Raw genomic sequence first — 16,106 nt, forward strand, 5'->3', positions numbered from 1 at the left:
TCCTCATGCAGGACATAAAGCACCAAACGGTGCGCCAGTCATTACACGACCTTGGCATAAGGGAACAATCCCTGCATCAACAAAATTCTGCTCTATTTGCGGAGCAAATTGACTGAAATACTCTACTTCCTTAAGTCCTTCAGGTATATGCTTTTTGGCATATTCCATGAAAAAATAATTCCAGCCTTTATCAATTATAGTATCATAATCATCTTCCGTCATATACGATTTTTCATCAATCTGCCAAATCATGTTATCAGGCAATTCTCTTCCTGGTACTTTTATTTTAGAAAGGAAAAATGCACCCATGGATGATGGGTATGTCCCAGGTATCTCTATGCTGTCAATATCTCCAAGTGCCTGCATACCCTTTAATAGTTCCATATTACCATACACTACATCATTGACAAGATCTGATAGCTTTCCTCCTCCGTTCTTGGTGCAAAAAGCATCTGCATTAAGTACAATTGGTACCCTATCAGTCTTTTTCATATTTATTACATCTTTAAGTCTGTTAAGATGTTCTTCATACAATTCTTTTCCAGTTTTCATATTAATCCCCCATTTAATTTAAATTATTAACAATTTTTGTTTTTGGATAATAATTTCTAAATAACTTTAAATTGCAACCTTTTGTTTTTTAGAACTTTTAAAATTCACCACTAAATGAATAACTGCATAAATAATAAAACATACAAGTGAAAATTCAAATGGAAATCTCAATGATGTTATATTAAATATTTTTTCAATAAATGCAAATACAAATCCTGAAATAAAACCACCTATACTCATAAATGCCATGGCAATAGACATTGCAACAGCAGTTCCAGATGCTGGAACTGCTCTTCCCACCTGCATCATGATAGCGGTACCAGAAAGGCTGAATCCTATACCAACAATAGTTGCTCCAATTATAAAAAGGATTAAATTTGTTCCACATACAAAGAATATAAATCCCACAGAAGTTAATACAATACCTATAGGAATAGTGAACTTGGATAACATTCTAAATGCTGTGCCAAAAACTGCTCCTGCTATCATTCCACCAACTGTAAACATGGTAAGTGCCACTCCTGCTCCAGCAGCATTTCCATAGTGATTTGTAAGTACCAATGAAGACATTCCTGTAAGCATTGGATATACTAATAACATTAAAATACCATATATACTTGACCATATATATACATATGCCGGCATTTTAACTTTTGTAGAATTAGATTTTGTAGTCAACGGAAGTTTTGGGAAGAAGAGTATAACTATAATAAGTGATACTGCGCCTAAAAGATAAGCAAGAAAAGTAAATCTCCAATTAACTGCACAAAATATTCCACCAAGAAGTTGAAATACTATGCCGCCAACGTTTCCAACAACAACACCTGCACCCATAAGATTTTCCGCTTCTTTTGGTTCAAAAAGAGTTAATGTAAGAGCACCACCAAGAGGTGACATTATTCCAAGCCCCGCTCCTAAAATTCCCCTCATAACAAGAATTAACCCAAAGTTACTTATAAAATAAGGACCAACTCCACCTATTAAAAATAGAACTATTGCAATAATAGTAAGATTTTTATAAGTTATAACTGTGCCAGCTAGTTTCCCCGATATCAATGAAAATGGAATTAAAAGCAAAGTAGGTATAGTAGCGATAAGCACAACTACACTAAAAGGTAAATTAGGATAAGCTTGAGATATATTTGCCAGCGCAGGAGAAGTAGTTCCAGTTGCCATTATCAAAAATCCAAAAGAGAGTATTGCAAATATCCATAATGGTTTCTTTCCATTTACATCTTTCATTATTTCACTCCTTCTATTTTAATAATTATTCAAATCGTTTACATAAAACAAGATATTTCTACTATTTTTTATTTGTAATATATACTTTATGATTCTAAAGCAGCTGCAACCATTGCTTTTACGTTCTCTATTTTTGCATTTGCCGGTATGCAGCATCCTGCAGCCATAATAAACCCTTGTGATGCAAATTGGTCAATCAATTTCCTGCTGTACTCATATACTTCATCAGGTGTACCTAATGTTAAAAGTGAAGGTGAAACATCTCCCATAATACACATATGCCCTTTAAGTACTTCTCCGACTTTAAAAATATCTGTTGTACTGTCAGGATGGAAAATACATTTACTTTTTGGAAGATCACATAAATAATCTACAAAACGATCCCAACATAAATCGGAATGAAGATAAACATTTGCCCCTTCTTCAACCGCAACCTCCACGCCTTTTTTTAAATATGGCCATGCAAACTTTTCAAAGGCTTTTCCTGATATAAAATCCCCTGCCATACGTGATCCACCTGAAAATACTGCTAAAGGTTTATCGGCACGTATTGCTTTTCTTAGATCCTCATAACTTTCTTCAGCCATAACATCCATTGCAGCTATAACCTTGTCTGGTATTCTTATCAAATCTTTCACAAAATTTTTTATTGAACGACCAGCAAACAAGGTTTCATACGGAGCTCCTATCATAGCATTACCTATTATTGCTACAATACCTGCATCTTTATAACTCTGTGCTATTTTGGGCTGTATTTTTATTATATCCTCCATTATCTTTAAAGGATCTCCTAATCTATTTTTACAAAAATCTATATAAAACTTATTCCAGCCTTTATCGATTATAGTGTCATAATCATCTTCTGTCATAAACCCAACTTCATCAATCTGCCAAAGAGCATCGTCAGGTAATTCACGTCCAGGTAACTTAATATTTGCAAGAAAAAAGGCTCCTTTTGTTTGAGGAAAACATCCATATCCCAGTGTACAATCAATATCACCAAATAACTTCATGCCCTTAAGTAAGAGTTCATTTCCATATTCCATATTTGTCACAAGATCTGATAGCTTTCCTCCTGCTGCCTTAACACAAAAAGAATCTGCATTTAAATTAATAGGTACCCTGTCCGTTTTCTTCAGTGCTATAACTTTTTTAAGTCTTTCTAAATGTTCATTATATATCTCTAGTCCAGTTTTCATATAACTCCATACCCCCATTATTTATAGAATTACTTTATTTATATCTATAATTATACTTATCTAAATCTTACAAGTCATCCTACAAATGTTAAAAAGTAAGTTTACAAAACATTACACTTTGTAATATACTTTATCATGAGGTGGTTTCATATGAATATAGATATTAAGGTTCTTTCTTCTAAATTGGAACAGTATACTCACAAGTTAATACTAAAAAATGAAAAATGCACAAAAATTAACTTAGTTAAGTTACTTCTAAGCGGAATGAAATCATTTCATTCAAATGTTTTATATGTTGGAGACGCCTCAGATTTAACAAATCTTCAACCCACAAACTACCCAATAAACCTTTTGTGTATAAATTATCATAAGGCCTCTGCCTATTCTAAAAATTCAAATATTATTTTGATTGATACGGATAAAAATAAATATACTATTTTCAACGAAATACAGGATATTATCTTCAAGCTTAAAAATATAGATATATATATATGGAAGAATTATTAGATGCACTCATACATGAAAAGGGTATTCAACATATTATAGACATTGGATTTAAACTTCTCGGAAATCCTATTATATTTAATGATACTAGCAGCAAAATTATAGCCAATTCCATATGTAACAGGTCCATTGGTCATTATTGGGATGACCATATAAAAAAAGGTTACTTTTCCAATGATGCCATGAATTCTGCAAAATTTAATAGAATATGGCAAAAAGTTGATAGGCAAAACTCCCCTGTTATGGTAAAAGGCATAGATGATAATAATATGATTATTGAGAAAGTTACAATTGATAATGTTCTCATAGGATATATATCAGTTACCGAAGCAGAAAGACCTTTTAAAAATAGAGATATTGAACTGGTTTCATTACTATGTGACGTAATCGAAACTCAAATGAGAAATGATAAATTCTACAAATACACTAAAGGTACCACTTATGAAAGCTTTCTAAAGGATTTGTTAGATAACGCTGTTACAGATAGGGAACTAGTGATGAATAAAATACGATCTTTGAATTTTGATATTAACTCAGGAGCTTATATACTTATTTTTGATATCAACCAGTATTCTCAAAAAAAAGTACCATTGACATACTTGAGATATAAAATTTCTGGTATTATTCAAGAAAATAAATCGTTGATATATAATAATCACATTGTATTGCTCATTAACGATCATACAAAAATTATCATTTTTGAAAATAAATTTGAAGTTTTAAAAAAATTTCTTAAAAAAAATAATTTATATGCGGGGCTTAGTAACTGCATAACAGACTTTACGAATTTACAATATTATTATAAACAATCATTAAAGGCAATTGAACTTGGGGTTAGCCTTAATATTGACAAGGTGTTTTATATATATGAAAATTATGTAGTATACGATTTACTAGATAGTCTTTCTACTTATGAAAATATAGAAAGATTTTGTCACCCTTCTTTATATTTACTAATTCAATATGATCGCAAAAATAATACCTGTTTAACTAAAAGCCTCTATGTATATTTGATGAATAATAGAAATCAATCAGTATCTGCAAACGTCCTACACATACATCGTGCATCAATGTTTTATCGTATTGATAAGATAAAACAGATTATGAAAATAAATCTTAACGATCCAAATATTATACATCATATATACTTATCCCTTCACATCCTTGAATTAATGCATAAAAATGAATTTATATTTGAAATAAATAAACAATAAAAATTTAGCAGGCTCCCTATGTTTTAAACAGAGAACCTGCTGTCAATATTATTTGTATATGTCATATCCAAACCATTTAGTCGATAGCTTAGACATAGTTCCATCCTTTTTAAGATCATCTAATGCCTTATTTAAAGCTTCTTCTAACTTTTTATTCTTCTTTTCTATACCTATTCCTATAGGTTCCTTTGTAAGTCTATCCTTCAAAATAACATAATTACTTTTATCTTTTGAAATATAATATTGTCCAACTTGAGCATCGCACACTACTGCATCAATTCTACCTATGTTAACCTCGTGGAAAGCTTCTGTTATCTTGTCATATTTTTTAATTTCTTTTATTCCATTTACTTTTGCAGCAGCCTGTTCCCCTGTGGCTCCAAGTTGTACACCTACTATCTTACCTTTTAAATCATTTTTAGTTTTTATAGAGTTATTTCCCGCTTTAGTTATTATTATTTGTCCACCGTCAATGTAAGGCCCTACGAAATCTATTTTCTTTTTTCTCTCGTCAGTCATACTCATAGAAGCTAGTATAACATCAAATTTCCCCGACTGCAGTGCTAGAACTATACCATTAAAATCTGTGACTACTATATTTAACTTTACCCCTAATTTTTGAGCAAGTGCATTGCCTAAATCTATATCAAACCCAGACAATTTGTTCTTGTTATCTCTAAATTCCATAGGTGGATAGGAATCATCTAACCCTATAGTTAATTTACCTGCATCCTTAACTCTATTAAGGGAATTATCCTGTTCTCCTGCATTAGTACCACATCCTGTAAAAAGCGTAAACACCATAATTGCACTTAACATTATCATACCTATTTTTTTCATATTTTTTTGCCCCCTCATTTTTTATAATTATACATTTAATGCTATAATTATGCAATAGTAATATTAAAAAATTGGGAAATAAAAAATATGTATTTCACTATTTAATATATTTTCTTAGGAATAAATGCTATACTGTATTTCATAGGTATATTATTTTTTAGCAAAGGTTTCTTTTTAGTTATTTGATTTATCTCTTCTAATGTTTTTGCAGTAAATACAATCTTTCCACCTCTTTTGCTGTTGTAAATACCACCACCTATTAAATATTTATTTGAATTTATATTGAAATTATTTACTTTAGTTTTCTTATACAATTCTTCAGATTTATCTCCCTTATAATTTATACTTACAAATATATTATAATTACTCATTTTACCTCCTAAGATTGATATTTATTAATTTATACTAAAAGTTGCAATCATTATGTTGTCTTAAAATCATTATACCGAACATATGTTTGTATGTCAAATATTATCTACTATAATTATATTTTATATTCTAAATTTAATGCCTAGAATACAAACCTTAGACTAACTAAAATATTTTTACAATAATAAAATTTGTCAAAATGTTCCTTTGTGTGAGTTAATATAAAGACTAGAACCCTTATATTATCATAAATTAAAAAATTATTATCAAAATTACTTGTTTTTATATAAAATACTACTTGAATTTTGGGTAAAATACTTTTTATAATATATAATATAATGACAATAAATTTAAGGAGAGATTAGATGTCTTTTATCAAAGAATTTTTTTCAAAAGAATCCACAAAACGAGTACTTTTTTTCACTTGTATAATACTAGTGGTTTATTGGTCTAAATCTATAATTGATTTGTTCCTATTAACTTTTTTATTTTCATACATAATGAATAGTCTTCAGAATTTTCTGCTAAAGCACGTTAAAAATGTTACTGTAACAAAAGAAAAAATTACAACAATTATTTTATATTCGCTGCTGTTTTTATTTATTATATTATTAGTTGTAAATTATATCCCCCAACTAATAAATCAAACAAAATATATGATAAATCATGCTTCACAATTTCAAATACATCCTACTAATACTAATTCGCATTTAGACATATTTCAAAAATATTTAGTAAGTATGCTAGGGCAAATAGATATAAAAAGTTACCTGAGATCTGGTTTCAACATATCCCTTCAACTAGCAACAAACGTAGGAAAATGGAGTGTAAACATATTTATTTCTATAATGTTAAGTTTATTTTTCATACTTGGGAAACATAACATTATTGAATTCTTGAAAAAATTTAAAGACAGCAAAGTATCGGGGGTATATAATTACTTGTGCTTTTTTGGTAAAAACTTTTTAAATTCTTTTGGAAAAGTAATGCAAGCTCAAATTATTATAGCATTCTTTAACACTATTATATCTGTTATAATGCTTTCCATTATGAACTTTCCACAACTAGTTACTCTTGGATTTATGATATTCATACTCAGCTTAATTCCTGTAGCAGGAGTTATAATATCACTTATCCCACTTTCCATGATTGCCTTCAGTATAGGTGGATTTACAAAAGTTATATACGTACTAATTATGGTTGCTATAGTTCATATTATTGAAAGTTATGTTTTAAATCCGAAATTAATGTCTTCAAAAGTAAAACTTCCTATATTCTTTACGTTTATAATACTTATAGTTTCAGAACATATAATGGGTGCCTGGGGATTTCTAATAGGTATTCCGCTTTTTATGTTCATACTTGATCTTTTAGATGTAAAAATTCGTGATTAATAAAATACAGCTTCAAAGTAAAAAATAAACTTATACTTCAGACATTTTTACAAACACAAGCTCATTAAATATTTTTATAAGTCTAAGCATAAAATTTACAAAAACCTAAGGCCTTTTGAAAACTCGTACCTCAAACAATTCAAAAGGCCTAAGTTTTTTTCCAAATTTTACACTAAGACTTATATACAAAATATTTAAATGTTCTTGTTTATTGTAAAAATACTCCTTCGTATAAGTCTATTTTTAATTAAAAGCCATATATAAAATTTGTAATTTGAAACTTATTGAATCAAATCGTAATCATCTATAACTATTAATTCTTAACTCTTAATTAACTAAAGTTATGCTATCTCCCTCAGATATCCATCCCTCTTCAATAACTCTTGTAAATATACCTTCCCTTGGCATAATACAATCTCCTACCTGCTGTCGTATAGCACATCCTTTATGACATTCCTTACCTATCTGTGTTACTTCCATAAGTACTTCACCTATTTTAAGTCTGGTACCTACAGGAAGTTCATAAAGCACAATGCCTTCTGTAGTAAGATTTTCTGCAAATTTACCACTAGATAAATTCTCAACTCCCTGTGCCGTCATTTTATCTATACTTTCTTGTGCAAGCAAACTAACTTGCCTATGCCACTTTCCTGCATGAGCATCATTCTCAAGTCCATTATCTTTTTTAAAGAACCCTCTACCTATAGGTTTTTTTATTTCACCTTTTTTTTCACTTATGTTTACTGAAATAACCTTGGCCATAGTTTTCCTCCTAACTATATTTCCCTCTTAAATATACCAGATTTTCCTCCACTTTTTTCAAGAAGCATAATATCGGATATTACCATTCCCCTATCAACAGCCTTGCACATATCGTATATAGTGAGAGCTGCTGTACTAACTGCCGTTAATGCCTCCATCTCCACTCCTGTCTTTCCCACAATTTTCGTGGAAGCTTCAATGTCAACTTTATTTTTTTCAAAGTCCAATACAAACTTTATGTCGCATCCAGATATATTTAATGGATGACACATGGGGATTAAACCTGAAGTATTTTTTGCAGCCATTATTCCTGCTACCTGAGCTACAGAAAGTACATCTCCCTTTTTTGCCTTTCCCTGTGCAATGATATCTAGAGTTTCCCTTTTCATGTATACGGAAGCTGTAGCCACTGCTTTTCTTTCAGTATTACCTTTTTCACTTACATCTACCATTTTAGCTCTACCCTGATCGTTTATATGAGTAAGTTCCATAAATATGTCCTCCTTTGTTTAAAGTTATCTAGCACATTCAGAATCCCAACCCATGAGTATGTCAATTCCATGTGGAAGTGCCGGAAGTATAACCTGAAGATTTTCTACAGCACCCTTTGGACTCCCTGGAAGATTTACAATTAAAGTTTTCTTTCTTATTCCGCTAACTGCCCTAGACAACATTGCCTTTGGAGTTACACTTAATGATTTCATTCTCATTGTCTCAGCAATTCCTGGCACATTTTTATCTATAACTTCTAAAGTTGCCTCTGGTGTTACATCTCTCACAGAAAAACCAGTTCCTCCATTAGTAAGAATTAAATTTAATTTCAAGTCATCACAGATATAACACAATTGTTTTTTTATCTCTTCTATTTCATCTGGTATAACTTTATAATACTCAACTTTATATTGAGATTTATCTAACATATTTTCTATAGCAGGCCCCGTTTTATCTTCTCGCTTACCCTGGGATCCCTTGTCACTCATTGTAATTATCGCTGTATTTATCATATGCAAACCTTTATTAAAAGGTTTTCAACTCCTTTCATTTAAAAACTGCCTAGTGCAGTTTTTAATATATTTTACTTTTTAATTTCATCGTATTCTACATCTATAACCTTTTTATTCGAGAAATTAAATGGGTCCTCTTTATCGTCAACCATATTATTTATATTTTCTGTTTTAGATGAGGTACTTTTTTTACTTCTAAAATATTTTTTTATTTTTACAAATGCAAATAATGCAGTTCCAGCTACTACAATAAAAGGGACTATTCTTACTAAAATAAAAGCTACCACTAATACCAACAATACTTTCCAAATTACCGGAAAACTTTTATTTACAAAATCCATATTATTTCCTCTCTTCCTTCATTTATTAGTATAACTCAATTATAGCATATAATTTAAAATAGTAAAAAATAATTTGAATAAATTATTTTTTACTATTCAACTATGCTTTCCTCTAATTTTTTTATTTTCTTATTAGTTTTATTAGTTTTATTTTTTCTAAAAGTTTTAAAATCCTCTATTGCTATTTTCTTCGAATGTTTTTTATTTTATAAACTAATTCCTTCAAATCAACATATACCAGAACCACTAAACTTATAGGTATAATAAATATAAATATAGTAAAAATAAACTGTAATATACTTTTAATTATCATATATCATTTCGCTTTAAATTATATATCTATAAATACTATGCTTAAAGTTAGTTTCATATACTAAATAAATTTAACTAATTTGTTTTTTGCTGATCAAAGGTTTTTATTAAATTGTGATTTTGAAGTTCATCACAGTATTCCAATTCCTTAGTATACTCTTCTTTTTCTTTTTTAAGTGCATCCGTTTCTGAAATTTTATTTCCTGTTGCCAAGTCATAATAAGTATTTGTCCAAGATACATATAAATTTTTTCCATCTATAAAGGAACCATTTCTAAAAATAACTTTCCCGCTGTCCCCATTTAACATATCTTTACCAAACATATAGTTTTTAGGCAAATTATATAAGTTTGCTAGAGTAGGATATAAATCCATCTGACAGGTGTACTTGTGATTAACTCCTGCATACTTGTCTTCTGGAAAATGTATTAAAAGAGGCACTTTTTGATATTTAAACCAAGTATAATCATCATTTTTGCTTTCATTCTCAAAACTAAAAAGCTGACTTTCATTATCCTTTGGTATAGCAAAGTGATCTCCATACAATGCTACAATAGAATTTTTCATTATTCCTTCTTTTTCCATTTCATCTAAAAACTCTCCAAGCTGTGCATCTGTATAATGTATTGCCTGTAAGTAATTTCCAAGAAGAGTGCCTTTATATTGACCTACGTCAAAACTCCCGTACTTGTCCACGGCCTCATAAGGATAATGACTTGTAAGTGTTACTAAGAAAGAATAATACGGCTGTTTAAAAGTCTTCATTTTTTCAAGTGACTGATTTAAAAACGACTTATCACTAATTCCAAGACCTATCTGTTCACTTGCATCAAAGCTGTGTTCTCCATAGAAGTCGTCAAAACTCTGGGCCTTATACATTACATTTCTATTCCAGAATCCTTCAGTATTACCATGAAGGGCTGCAGTATAATAATTTTTATCTTTTAGTTCACTTGCTATGGAATCATATTTATTTCCACTATAAGTATAGTAAGCTGCTCCTGACTGTGCAGGGTACAGTGAATTATTTGACATAAGCTCCGCATCAGAGGTGTTCCCCCCTGCAACTTGATAATAGTAGTTATCAAAATACATACACTTATTTACCCATCTATTTAAATTTGGTGTTATTTCCTGGCCATTTATTTTTTGATTTATAACAAATCCCTGAAGTGCTTCTACCTGAATTACTATTAAATTTTTTCCTTCAGCCAAGCCCTTAAAATTAGTTTCTCCTGTGGTGTTATTATTATTTTGTAAAAAAGTATTTATCTTATTTTCTTCATCCGTAGGTAATTTTTTTGAATTTTTAAGGCTATTACTTATATAGTTATATGAATCTACTATATGGAAATTTACATTTCCTATCATTGTAGTTAAGTATATTCTGTTGCTCATGGCAGTTAAGAGCGTAGGTTGTTCTTTAGATACTTTGTAAAATGTTTTTGCATTGATACCTACTCCTACTGCCAAAATTACTATAAAGCTTACCAGTCTTCTTCTCATAGGCACTATACCGAACTCTGCTTTTTTATACTTCCTCTTTAAAGGTACTAAAATAAGTATATCTACCAGATACCACAAATCTTTAACACTAGCTACACTAGTTACACTTGCAGATACACCTTTTAACAGCTTAGCATTTTTTATAGCTGCTACTGTAGTAATGTCCTTAAAATATCTATAGTACATCAAATCTGCTATAAATATTAAACTTAGTATTATATCTACTGTATATAAAAAACTTATTCTGCTCTTCTTTTTAAGAAGCAGTGAAAAACTTATCAATATCAATATAGATGCAGATATTGCAAGTCTTACAGACATTGGTACAAAGCCAGATGATATATCTTTTTCATAAGATATTAATTTCCAAAAAATTACAATAAAAAATAAAATTATATCTGCATTATCAAATAGTAAACTAATTGCAAGATTAAATAATCTGCTATTTCTCATATCCGCTGCAAAGTCAAATAATTTACTATTTTTTATATCCGTAATCTTCATTTCTTCTCCTTTTTATAATCGAATATTTTTTTTTAATTTATAAAAAGAATTTTACAATATATAAGTGACACTTGCATGGCAAGGATGTTAACAATTCATTAATAAATCGTTAACATTCTTAAACTTTATATACAACAAAATAGAATTTTATACCATTGTCTGTGTTTTTAACACCATATTTATATCCATGAAGTATCAATATATTCTTCACTATAGCAAGGCCTATCCCCGTACCACCTAACTTTCTATTTCTTGATTTATCTAGTTTGTAGAAGTTATCCCAAATTTTACCTAATTCTTCTTCTGGTATACCCTTCCCTGTATTTTCTACAGACACAATAGTTTTATCAGGCTCTTCTTCAATGGCAAAAGTTATAATTCCTCCTTCATAAGTATTTTTTATAGCATTAGTTGTAAAATTGGTTATTACTTGCTCCATTTTATCCCAATCTGCACAAACTTTAGTTTTTGTTATAATATTACAATTTATAGTTATACCCTTATCCTTTATTACTTTATAAAATCTCTTTATTACAGATTCTATAAGATCATCTATAAAAAACTCCTCTTTAGAAAGTTTCATGGTTCCAGATTCAAGATGTGATAAATTTAACATATCTGATACTAAATTTGCCATCTTATTACTCTCATCTATTATGATATCAATGTACTGGTCTTCTTCATTTTCTTTGAATATTCCATCTTTTAACCCTTCTGCATATCCTCCTATTAGATTTATTGGAGTTTTAAGTTCATGGGAAACCGCAGCTATAAATTCCTTTCTGGCCTTATCTATATTTCTTTCTTTTTCTATATCCTTTTCCAGTTTCTCATTAGCTGCATTAACTGAAGTTAGAGCTTTATCTAAATTATATGATAAAAAATTTAAAGTACTTGCCAAATTTCCTATTTCATCTTCATTTTTAATATTGCACTTTTCAGAGAAATCAAGTGCTGCCATTTTCTTTGCAGTTTCATTTAACTTTACTAACGGCTTTGAAACCATATTAGTATACATTAAACATAATATCAAGATTAAAACTATGGCACCTATATAAAAATAAAAATAAAATTCCTTTATTACTGAAGATGCTTCATTTACAGGTTGTAGAGATGTAATTGAAAATATTATCTCCATATTTTTTTATTAGGTACAACTGTTAATATATTTTTTGTACCATTAATTTTTTTTTCGGTAATTACAGTTACAGACCTGTTATCTCTTTTTACTTGCTCTAATAAATCAGAATTCATAGTCCAATTTACTATAATATCATTTATAGCTTTTATTCTAACTTTATCATAGCTTTGGTCTTCCAGTCTTGTTATAAATTTTATTTTTCCGCTTCTATCCATTATAACTATTTTAGCATTATTATCCTGTTCAAATCTTCTAATTAAATTAGCTATCTTATCTTCATCATTTGTCTTATTGTAAAGCGTTCTAAACTTTTCAACCTGATTTAGCATGTTGCTTTCTTTTTTGTTTATGTAAAACCTACCAAAAAATAGCATCTGAAATGTTAATGTACTACTTATAAAGATTATAAACACCAGGGCCGTTATTATAAACAATTTCCATGTTATATTTTTTCTTATTCTGGTAACAAGCTTGTTTTCACTTATGATATGACTTATTTTCATTGCTTTTTTACCTCAAATTTATAACCCACCCCTCTAACGGTGGCTATTAAATAGGATTTAACTCCTAATTTTTCTCTGAGTCTCTTCACATGGGTATCTACTGTTCTAAGATCTCCGTAATAATCTATTCCCCAGATTGCATCTAAAATTTTTTCTCTACTTAAAACTATATCCTTATTTTTTATTAAATAGCAAAGTAATTCGAATTCTTTTGGAGAAAGATATACATCTTCATCATCTACTTTAACCTCATGACCTTCTCTATTTATGTAGAGTCCATCATAACTATTTTGCTTATTCTGATTTTCTTCCTCAGAATAAGTTCTTTTCAAAAGTGCCTTTATTTTAGCTACCAATACTTTCGGACTTACTGGCTTAGTTACATAACTATCTGTGCCAAGTTGAAATCCTAAAAGCTGCTCCTCATCCTCAGCTCTAGCTGTAAGCATAATTATAGGCACATTTGAAATCTTTCTAAGTTCTTTACATGCTGTCCATCCATCCATTACAGGCATCATTATATCCAGCACTACTAAGTCTACATGATTTTCATTAAATTTTTCTAATGCTTCCTGACCATTTCCTGCTGGAATCATATTTAATCCTTCACTTTTTAAATAAGCTTCTATGAGAAACCTCATTCTTTCTTCATCATCTACCATTAAAATAGTCTTGTTCATTTAAATATCTCCTAAATATATTATTTTTTAGTTAATAATTAAGAATGAAGAATTAATAGTTAATGTGGATTTTTTTCCGTTACACTACAAAAAATCTTTGATTAAACTTTTCACCGCTTGTTTCGCTAAAGCGGAACATTGCTGATTTATATAAATTTAAAGATTTTTTGCGACAACTAAAAATCAACCTTCACTCTCAACTCTCAATTTTCAACTTTCAGCTCAAAAACTTACATACATAATTATAATATAATTCTATATACAAATTTACACAACAATATATTTAAAGATATTTAAGAAGTTTAGAAGTTTTCTAACTTAAAAATCAACTTATACGCAGGCATATTTTTACAATAATGAAGCTCATTTAAATATTTTGTAAATAAGGCTTAGTAAAATATTCGTAAAAACTTAGAACTTTTGAATTGTTTGAGGTACGAGTTTTCAAAAGTTCTTAGCTTTTTTAGAATTTTTTACTTAGACTTATCAAAATATTTAACTGAGCTGAAGGTTGTAAAAAATATCCGGAGTATAAGGTTGATTTTTCGTTTAGAAACTCTATAAATCCAATTTATTTTCTATAAGATATGCTGTAGCGTAGAATAATCCTATAAGTACTGCTACAGATACAAAAATTGAGACTATATTAATGTCAATACCATTGGCTACTATATTATTTGGATTAACAGAAGGTATATCTAAATTCAATACTTTTAGTTTAAATGTCTGAGGAAACGCCTCAGAAAAAATTTCAGCTATTTTTCCCTGTGCTATACATAAAATTACAAATATAATAAAAGATCCAAGCTTACCAAATTTTCTATTCTTTATTGCCACTTTACTTAAAGTTATAGAAATATATACTGTAAGCAAAAAGGTAATGTATATAACTAAAATAGCTAAAAAAGTAAATAATGCAAATTTAGGATTTATATTTTTTATAAATTGTATAAAACTTATTTTTATATCAATTACCCCACCTTGAACAACTTTAAATATTTGAATCCACATAGCCGTAAAAATAAATATAACAAATTGTACTACAGCCATTTGTATAAGAGCTGTTACGATTTTATTCATCAATATATTTTTCCCACTCTTAGGAATGGTAAAAAGTAAAATGGAAGTATCTTCACGTATATCCCTACTAAATAATTTTACATTCCATATGACAACTATAATTTCCGCCGCAAACCCTATGGCCATATTTAAAGCTAATATTGATCCTGAATTCCAAACATTTACTCTAGTAAATAATGCTACATTTAAAATTACTATGGCAGATATCATAATCAAAAAATCCTTAAAATATCCTTGAAGGTCATATTTTACTAACTTAAACATTACTTAAATACCTCCCTGTATATTTCATCTATTGACATTTTTCTCTCATTTCTAAGTTCTTCTGCATTTCCAAAGAGTACTATTTTTCCTTCAGATATAAAAGCCACATCATCAAATAATCTTTCAATATCGCTAACAAGATGTGTAGTTATAAGCACAGAACTGTTTTCCGTATAATTTTCAAGTATTGCATCTAATATTTTCTCTCTAGTTGTAGGATCCACTCCTCCTAAAGGTTCATCTAATATATAAAGTTTTGCCTTTCTTGAAAGTACTAAACTTAAATATAATTTCTCACTCATTCCCTTTGATAAAGTCTTAACTTTACTATCTGGATCCAAATTCATAAATTTTAACATGTCCTGTGCTTTATCTTCATCAAAATCTGCATACATATCTTTAAAAAAATTAACTGCATCTTCTATTCTCATCCACTTAAAAAGATAATCCTTATCTGGTAAATAGGATACTTCAGCTTTTGTTTTTGTGCCAGGTTTATTTCCATTTATAAGTATCTCACCTGAACTCTGCCTTAATATTCCTGCTGCAATTTTCAAAAAAGTAGTTTTGCCACTTCCATTAGGACCTAACAATCCTGTTATTTTTCCCTTTTGAATTTCTAAATTCAGCCCATCTAAAGCTTGTTTTCTAAAATATAATTTTTTTAAATCTGTGCTTTTAAGCAGCGGTTCCAT

16 protein-coding genes and 1 pseudogene are annotated in these 16,106 nt (G+C 29.3%); 3 read left to right on the forward strand and 14 right to left on the reverse strand.

What is annotated here, in order from left to right; genetic code table 11:
• Positions 1 to 3 precede the first annotated feature (3 nt).
• From WY13_RS21925 to WY13_RS15305, 3 genes are all read right to left on the reverse strand, one after another.
• A complete protein-coding gene (locus WY13_RS21925; RefSeq protein WP_242866526.1) occupies positions 4 to 552 on the reverse strand; it encodes a hypothetical protein in 549 nt (182 codons plus the stop codon).
• 66 nt (positions 553 to 618) lie between these two features.
• Complete coding sequence (locus WY13_RS15300; RefSeq protein ID WP_063556474.1) at positions 619 to 1,794, reverse strand: MFS transporter; 1,176 nt, start codon at positions 1,792 to 1,794, stop codon at positions 619 to 621.
• 86 nt (positions 1,795 to 1,880) lie between these two features.
• On the reverse strand, positions 1,881 to 2,993 hold the full coding sequence (locus tag WY13_RS15305; protein WP_063556475.1) for a uroporphyrinogen decarboxylase family protein: 1,113 nt from the start codon (positions 2,991 to 2,993) through the stop codon (positions 1,881 to 1,883).
• Positions 2,994 to 3,143: 150 nt separating this feature from the next.
• Between WY13_RS15305 and WY13_RS15310 the strand changes: the two genes are divergently transcribed.
• The gene (locus WY13_RS15310; protein ID WP_063556476.1) at positions 3,144 to 3,500 is read left to right on the forward strand and encodes a hypothetical protein; all 357 of its coding nucleotides are present in this window, start codon (positions 3,144 to 3,146) and stop codon (positions 3,498 to 3,500) included.
• Positions 3,485 to 4,711, forward strand: coding sequence for a PucR family transcriptional regulator (locus tag WY13_RS15315; RefSeq protein WP_063556477.1), 1,227 nt, complete (start codon positions 3,485 to 3,487; stop codon positions 4,709 to 4,711). Before WY13_RS15310 ends, WY13_RS15315 begins: the two co-directional genes overlap by 16 nt.
• A 48-nt stretch (positions 4,712 to 4,759) precedes the next feature.
• On the opposite strand, the gene WY13_RS15320 is transcribed toward WY13_RS15315, so the two are convergent.
• Positions 4,760 to 5,551, reverse strand: a complete 792-nt coding sequence (locus tag WY13_RS15320; protein ID WP_082848535.1) for an ABC transporter substrate-binding protein — start codon at positions 5,549 to 5,551, stop codon at positions 4,760 to 4,762.
• 101 nt (positions 5,552 to 5,652) lie between these two features.
• A complete protein-coding gene (locus tag WY13_RS15325; protein ID WP_063556479.1) occupies positions 5,653 to 5,922 on the reverse strand; it encodes a hypothetical protein in 270 nt (89 codons plus the stop codon).
• Positions 5,923 to 6,285: 363 nt separating this feature from the next.
• Here WY13_RS15325 and WY13_RS15330 point away from each other — a divergent pair, with 363 nt between their 5' ends.
• Positions 6,286 to 7,314 carry an AI-2E family transporter gene (locus tag WY13_RS15330; RefSeq protein WP_063556480.1) on the forward strand — a complete coding sequence of 343 codons (1,029 nt, stop codon included), beginning with the start codon at positions 6,286 to 6,288 and terminating at the stop codon, positions 7,312 to 7,314.
• Positions 7,315 to 7,641: 327 nt separating this feature from the next.
• Here the strand turns inward: WY13_RS15330 and WY13_RS15335 are convergent, their stop codons facing one another.
• From WY13_RS15335 to WY13_RS15375, 9 genes and pseudogenes are all read right to left on the reverse strand, one after another.
• Positions 7,642 to 8,076, reverse strand: a complete 435-nt coding sequence (locus tag WY13_RS15335) for an MOSC domain-containing protein (protein ID WP_063556481.1) — start codon at positions 8,074 to 8,076, stop codon at positions 7,642 to 7,644.
• A 14-nt stretch (positions 8,077 to 8,090) separates the two neighbouring features.
• Positions 8,091 to 8,567, reverse strand: a complete 477-nt coding sequence (gene moaC, locus WY13_RS15340; RefSeq protein ID WP_063556482.1) for a cyclic pyranopterin monophosphate synthase MoaC — start codon at positions 8,565 to 8,567, stop codon at positions 8,091 to 8,093.
• 24 nt (positions 8,568 to 8,591) lie between these two features.
• Positions 8,592 to 9,080 carry a MogA/MoaB family molybdenum cofactor biosynthesis protein gene (locus tag WY13_RS15345; protein ID WP_063556483.1) on the reverse strand — a complete coding sequence of 163 codons (489 nt, stop codon included), beginning with the start codon at positions 9,078 to 9,080 and terminating at the stop codon, positions 8,592 to 8,594.
• 71 nt (positions 9,081 to 9,151) lie between these two features.
• Complete coding sequence (locus WY13_RS15350) at positions 9,152 to 9,421, reverse strand: hypothetical protein (protein ID WP_063556484.1); 270 nt, start codon at positions 9,419 to 9,421, stop codon at positions 9,152 to 9,154.
• Positions 9,422 to 9,808: 387 nt separating this feature from the next.
• Complete coding sequence (locus tag WY13_RS15355; RefSeq protein ID WP_063556515.1) at positions 9,809 to 11,692, reverse strand: LTA synthase family protein; 1,884 nt, start codon at positions 11,690 to 11,692, stop codon at positions 9,809 to 9,811.
• Between the two features lie 169 nt (positions 11,693 to 11,861).
• Positions 11,862 to 13,387 (reverse strand): annotated as a pseudogene (locus tag WY13_RS15360) (HAMP domain-containing sensor histidine kinase).
• Positions 13,384 to 14,067, reverse strand: a complete 684-nt coding sequence (locus tag WY13_RS15365; protein WP_063556485.1) for a response regulator transcription factor — start codon at positions 14,065 to 14,067, stop codon at positions 13,384 to 13,386. Before WY13_RS15365 ends, WY13_RS15360 begins: the two are co-directional and overlap by 4 nt.
• Before the next feature lie 558 nt (positions 14,068 to 14,625).
• Positions 14,626 to 15,411 (reverse strand): hypothetical protein, encoded by a 786-nt coding sequence (locus tag WY13_RS15370; protein ID WP_063556486.1) that lies wholly within the window; start codon positions 15,409 to 15,411, stop codon positions 14,626 to 14,628.
• Positions 15,411 to 16,106, reverse strand: a complete 696-nt coding sequence (locus WY13_RS15375; RefSeq protein ID WP_063556487.1) for an ABC transporter ATP-binding protein — start codon at positions 16,104 to 16,106, stop codon at positions 15,411 to 15,413. The genes WY13_RS15370 and WY13_RS15375 overlap by 1 nt, the downstream gene beginning before the upstream one ends.

This window comes from Clostridium ljungdahlii (assembly GCF_001636845.1).
Classification (GTDB): Bacteria; Bacillota; Clostridia; order Clostridiales; family Clostridiaceae; genus Clostridium_B; species Clostridium_B ljungdahlii_A.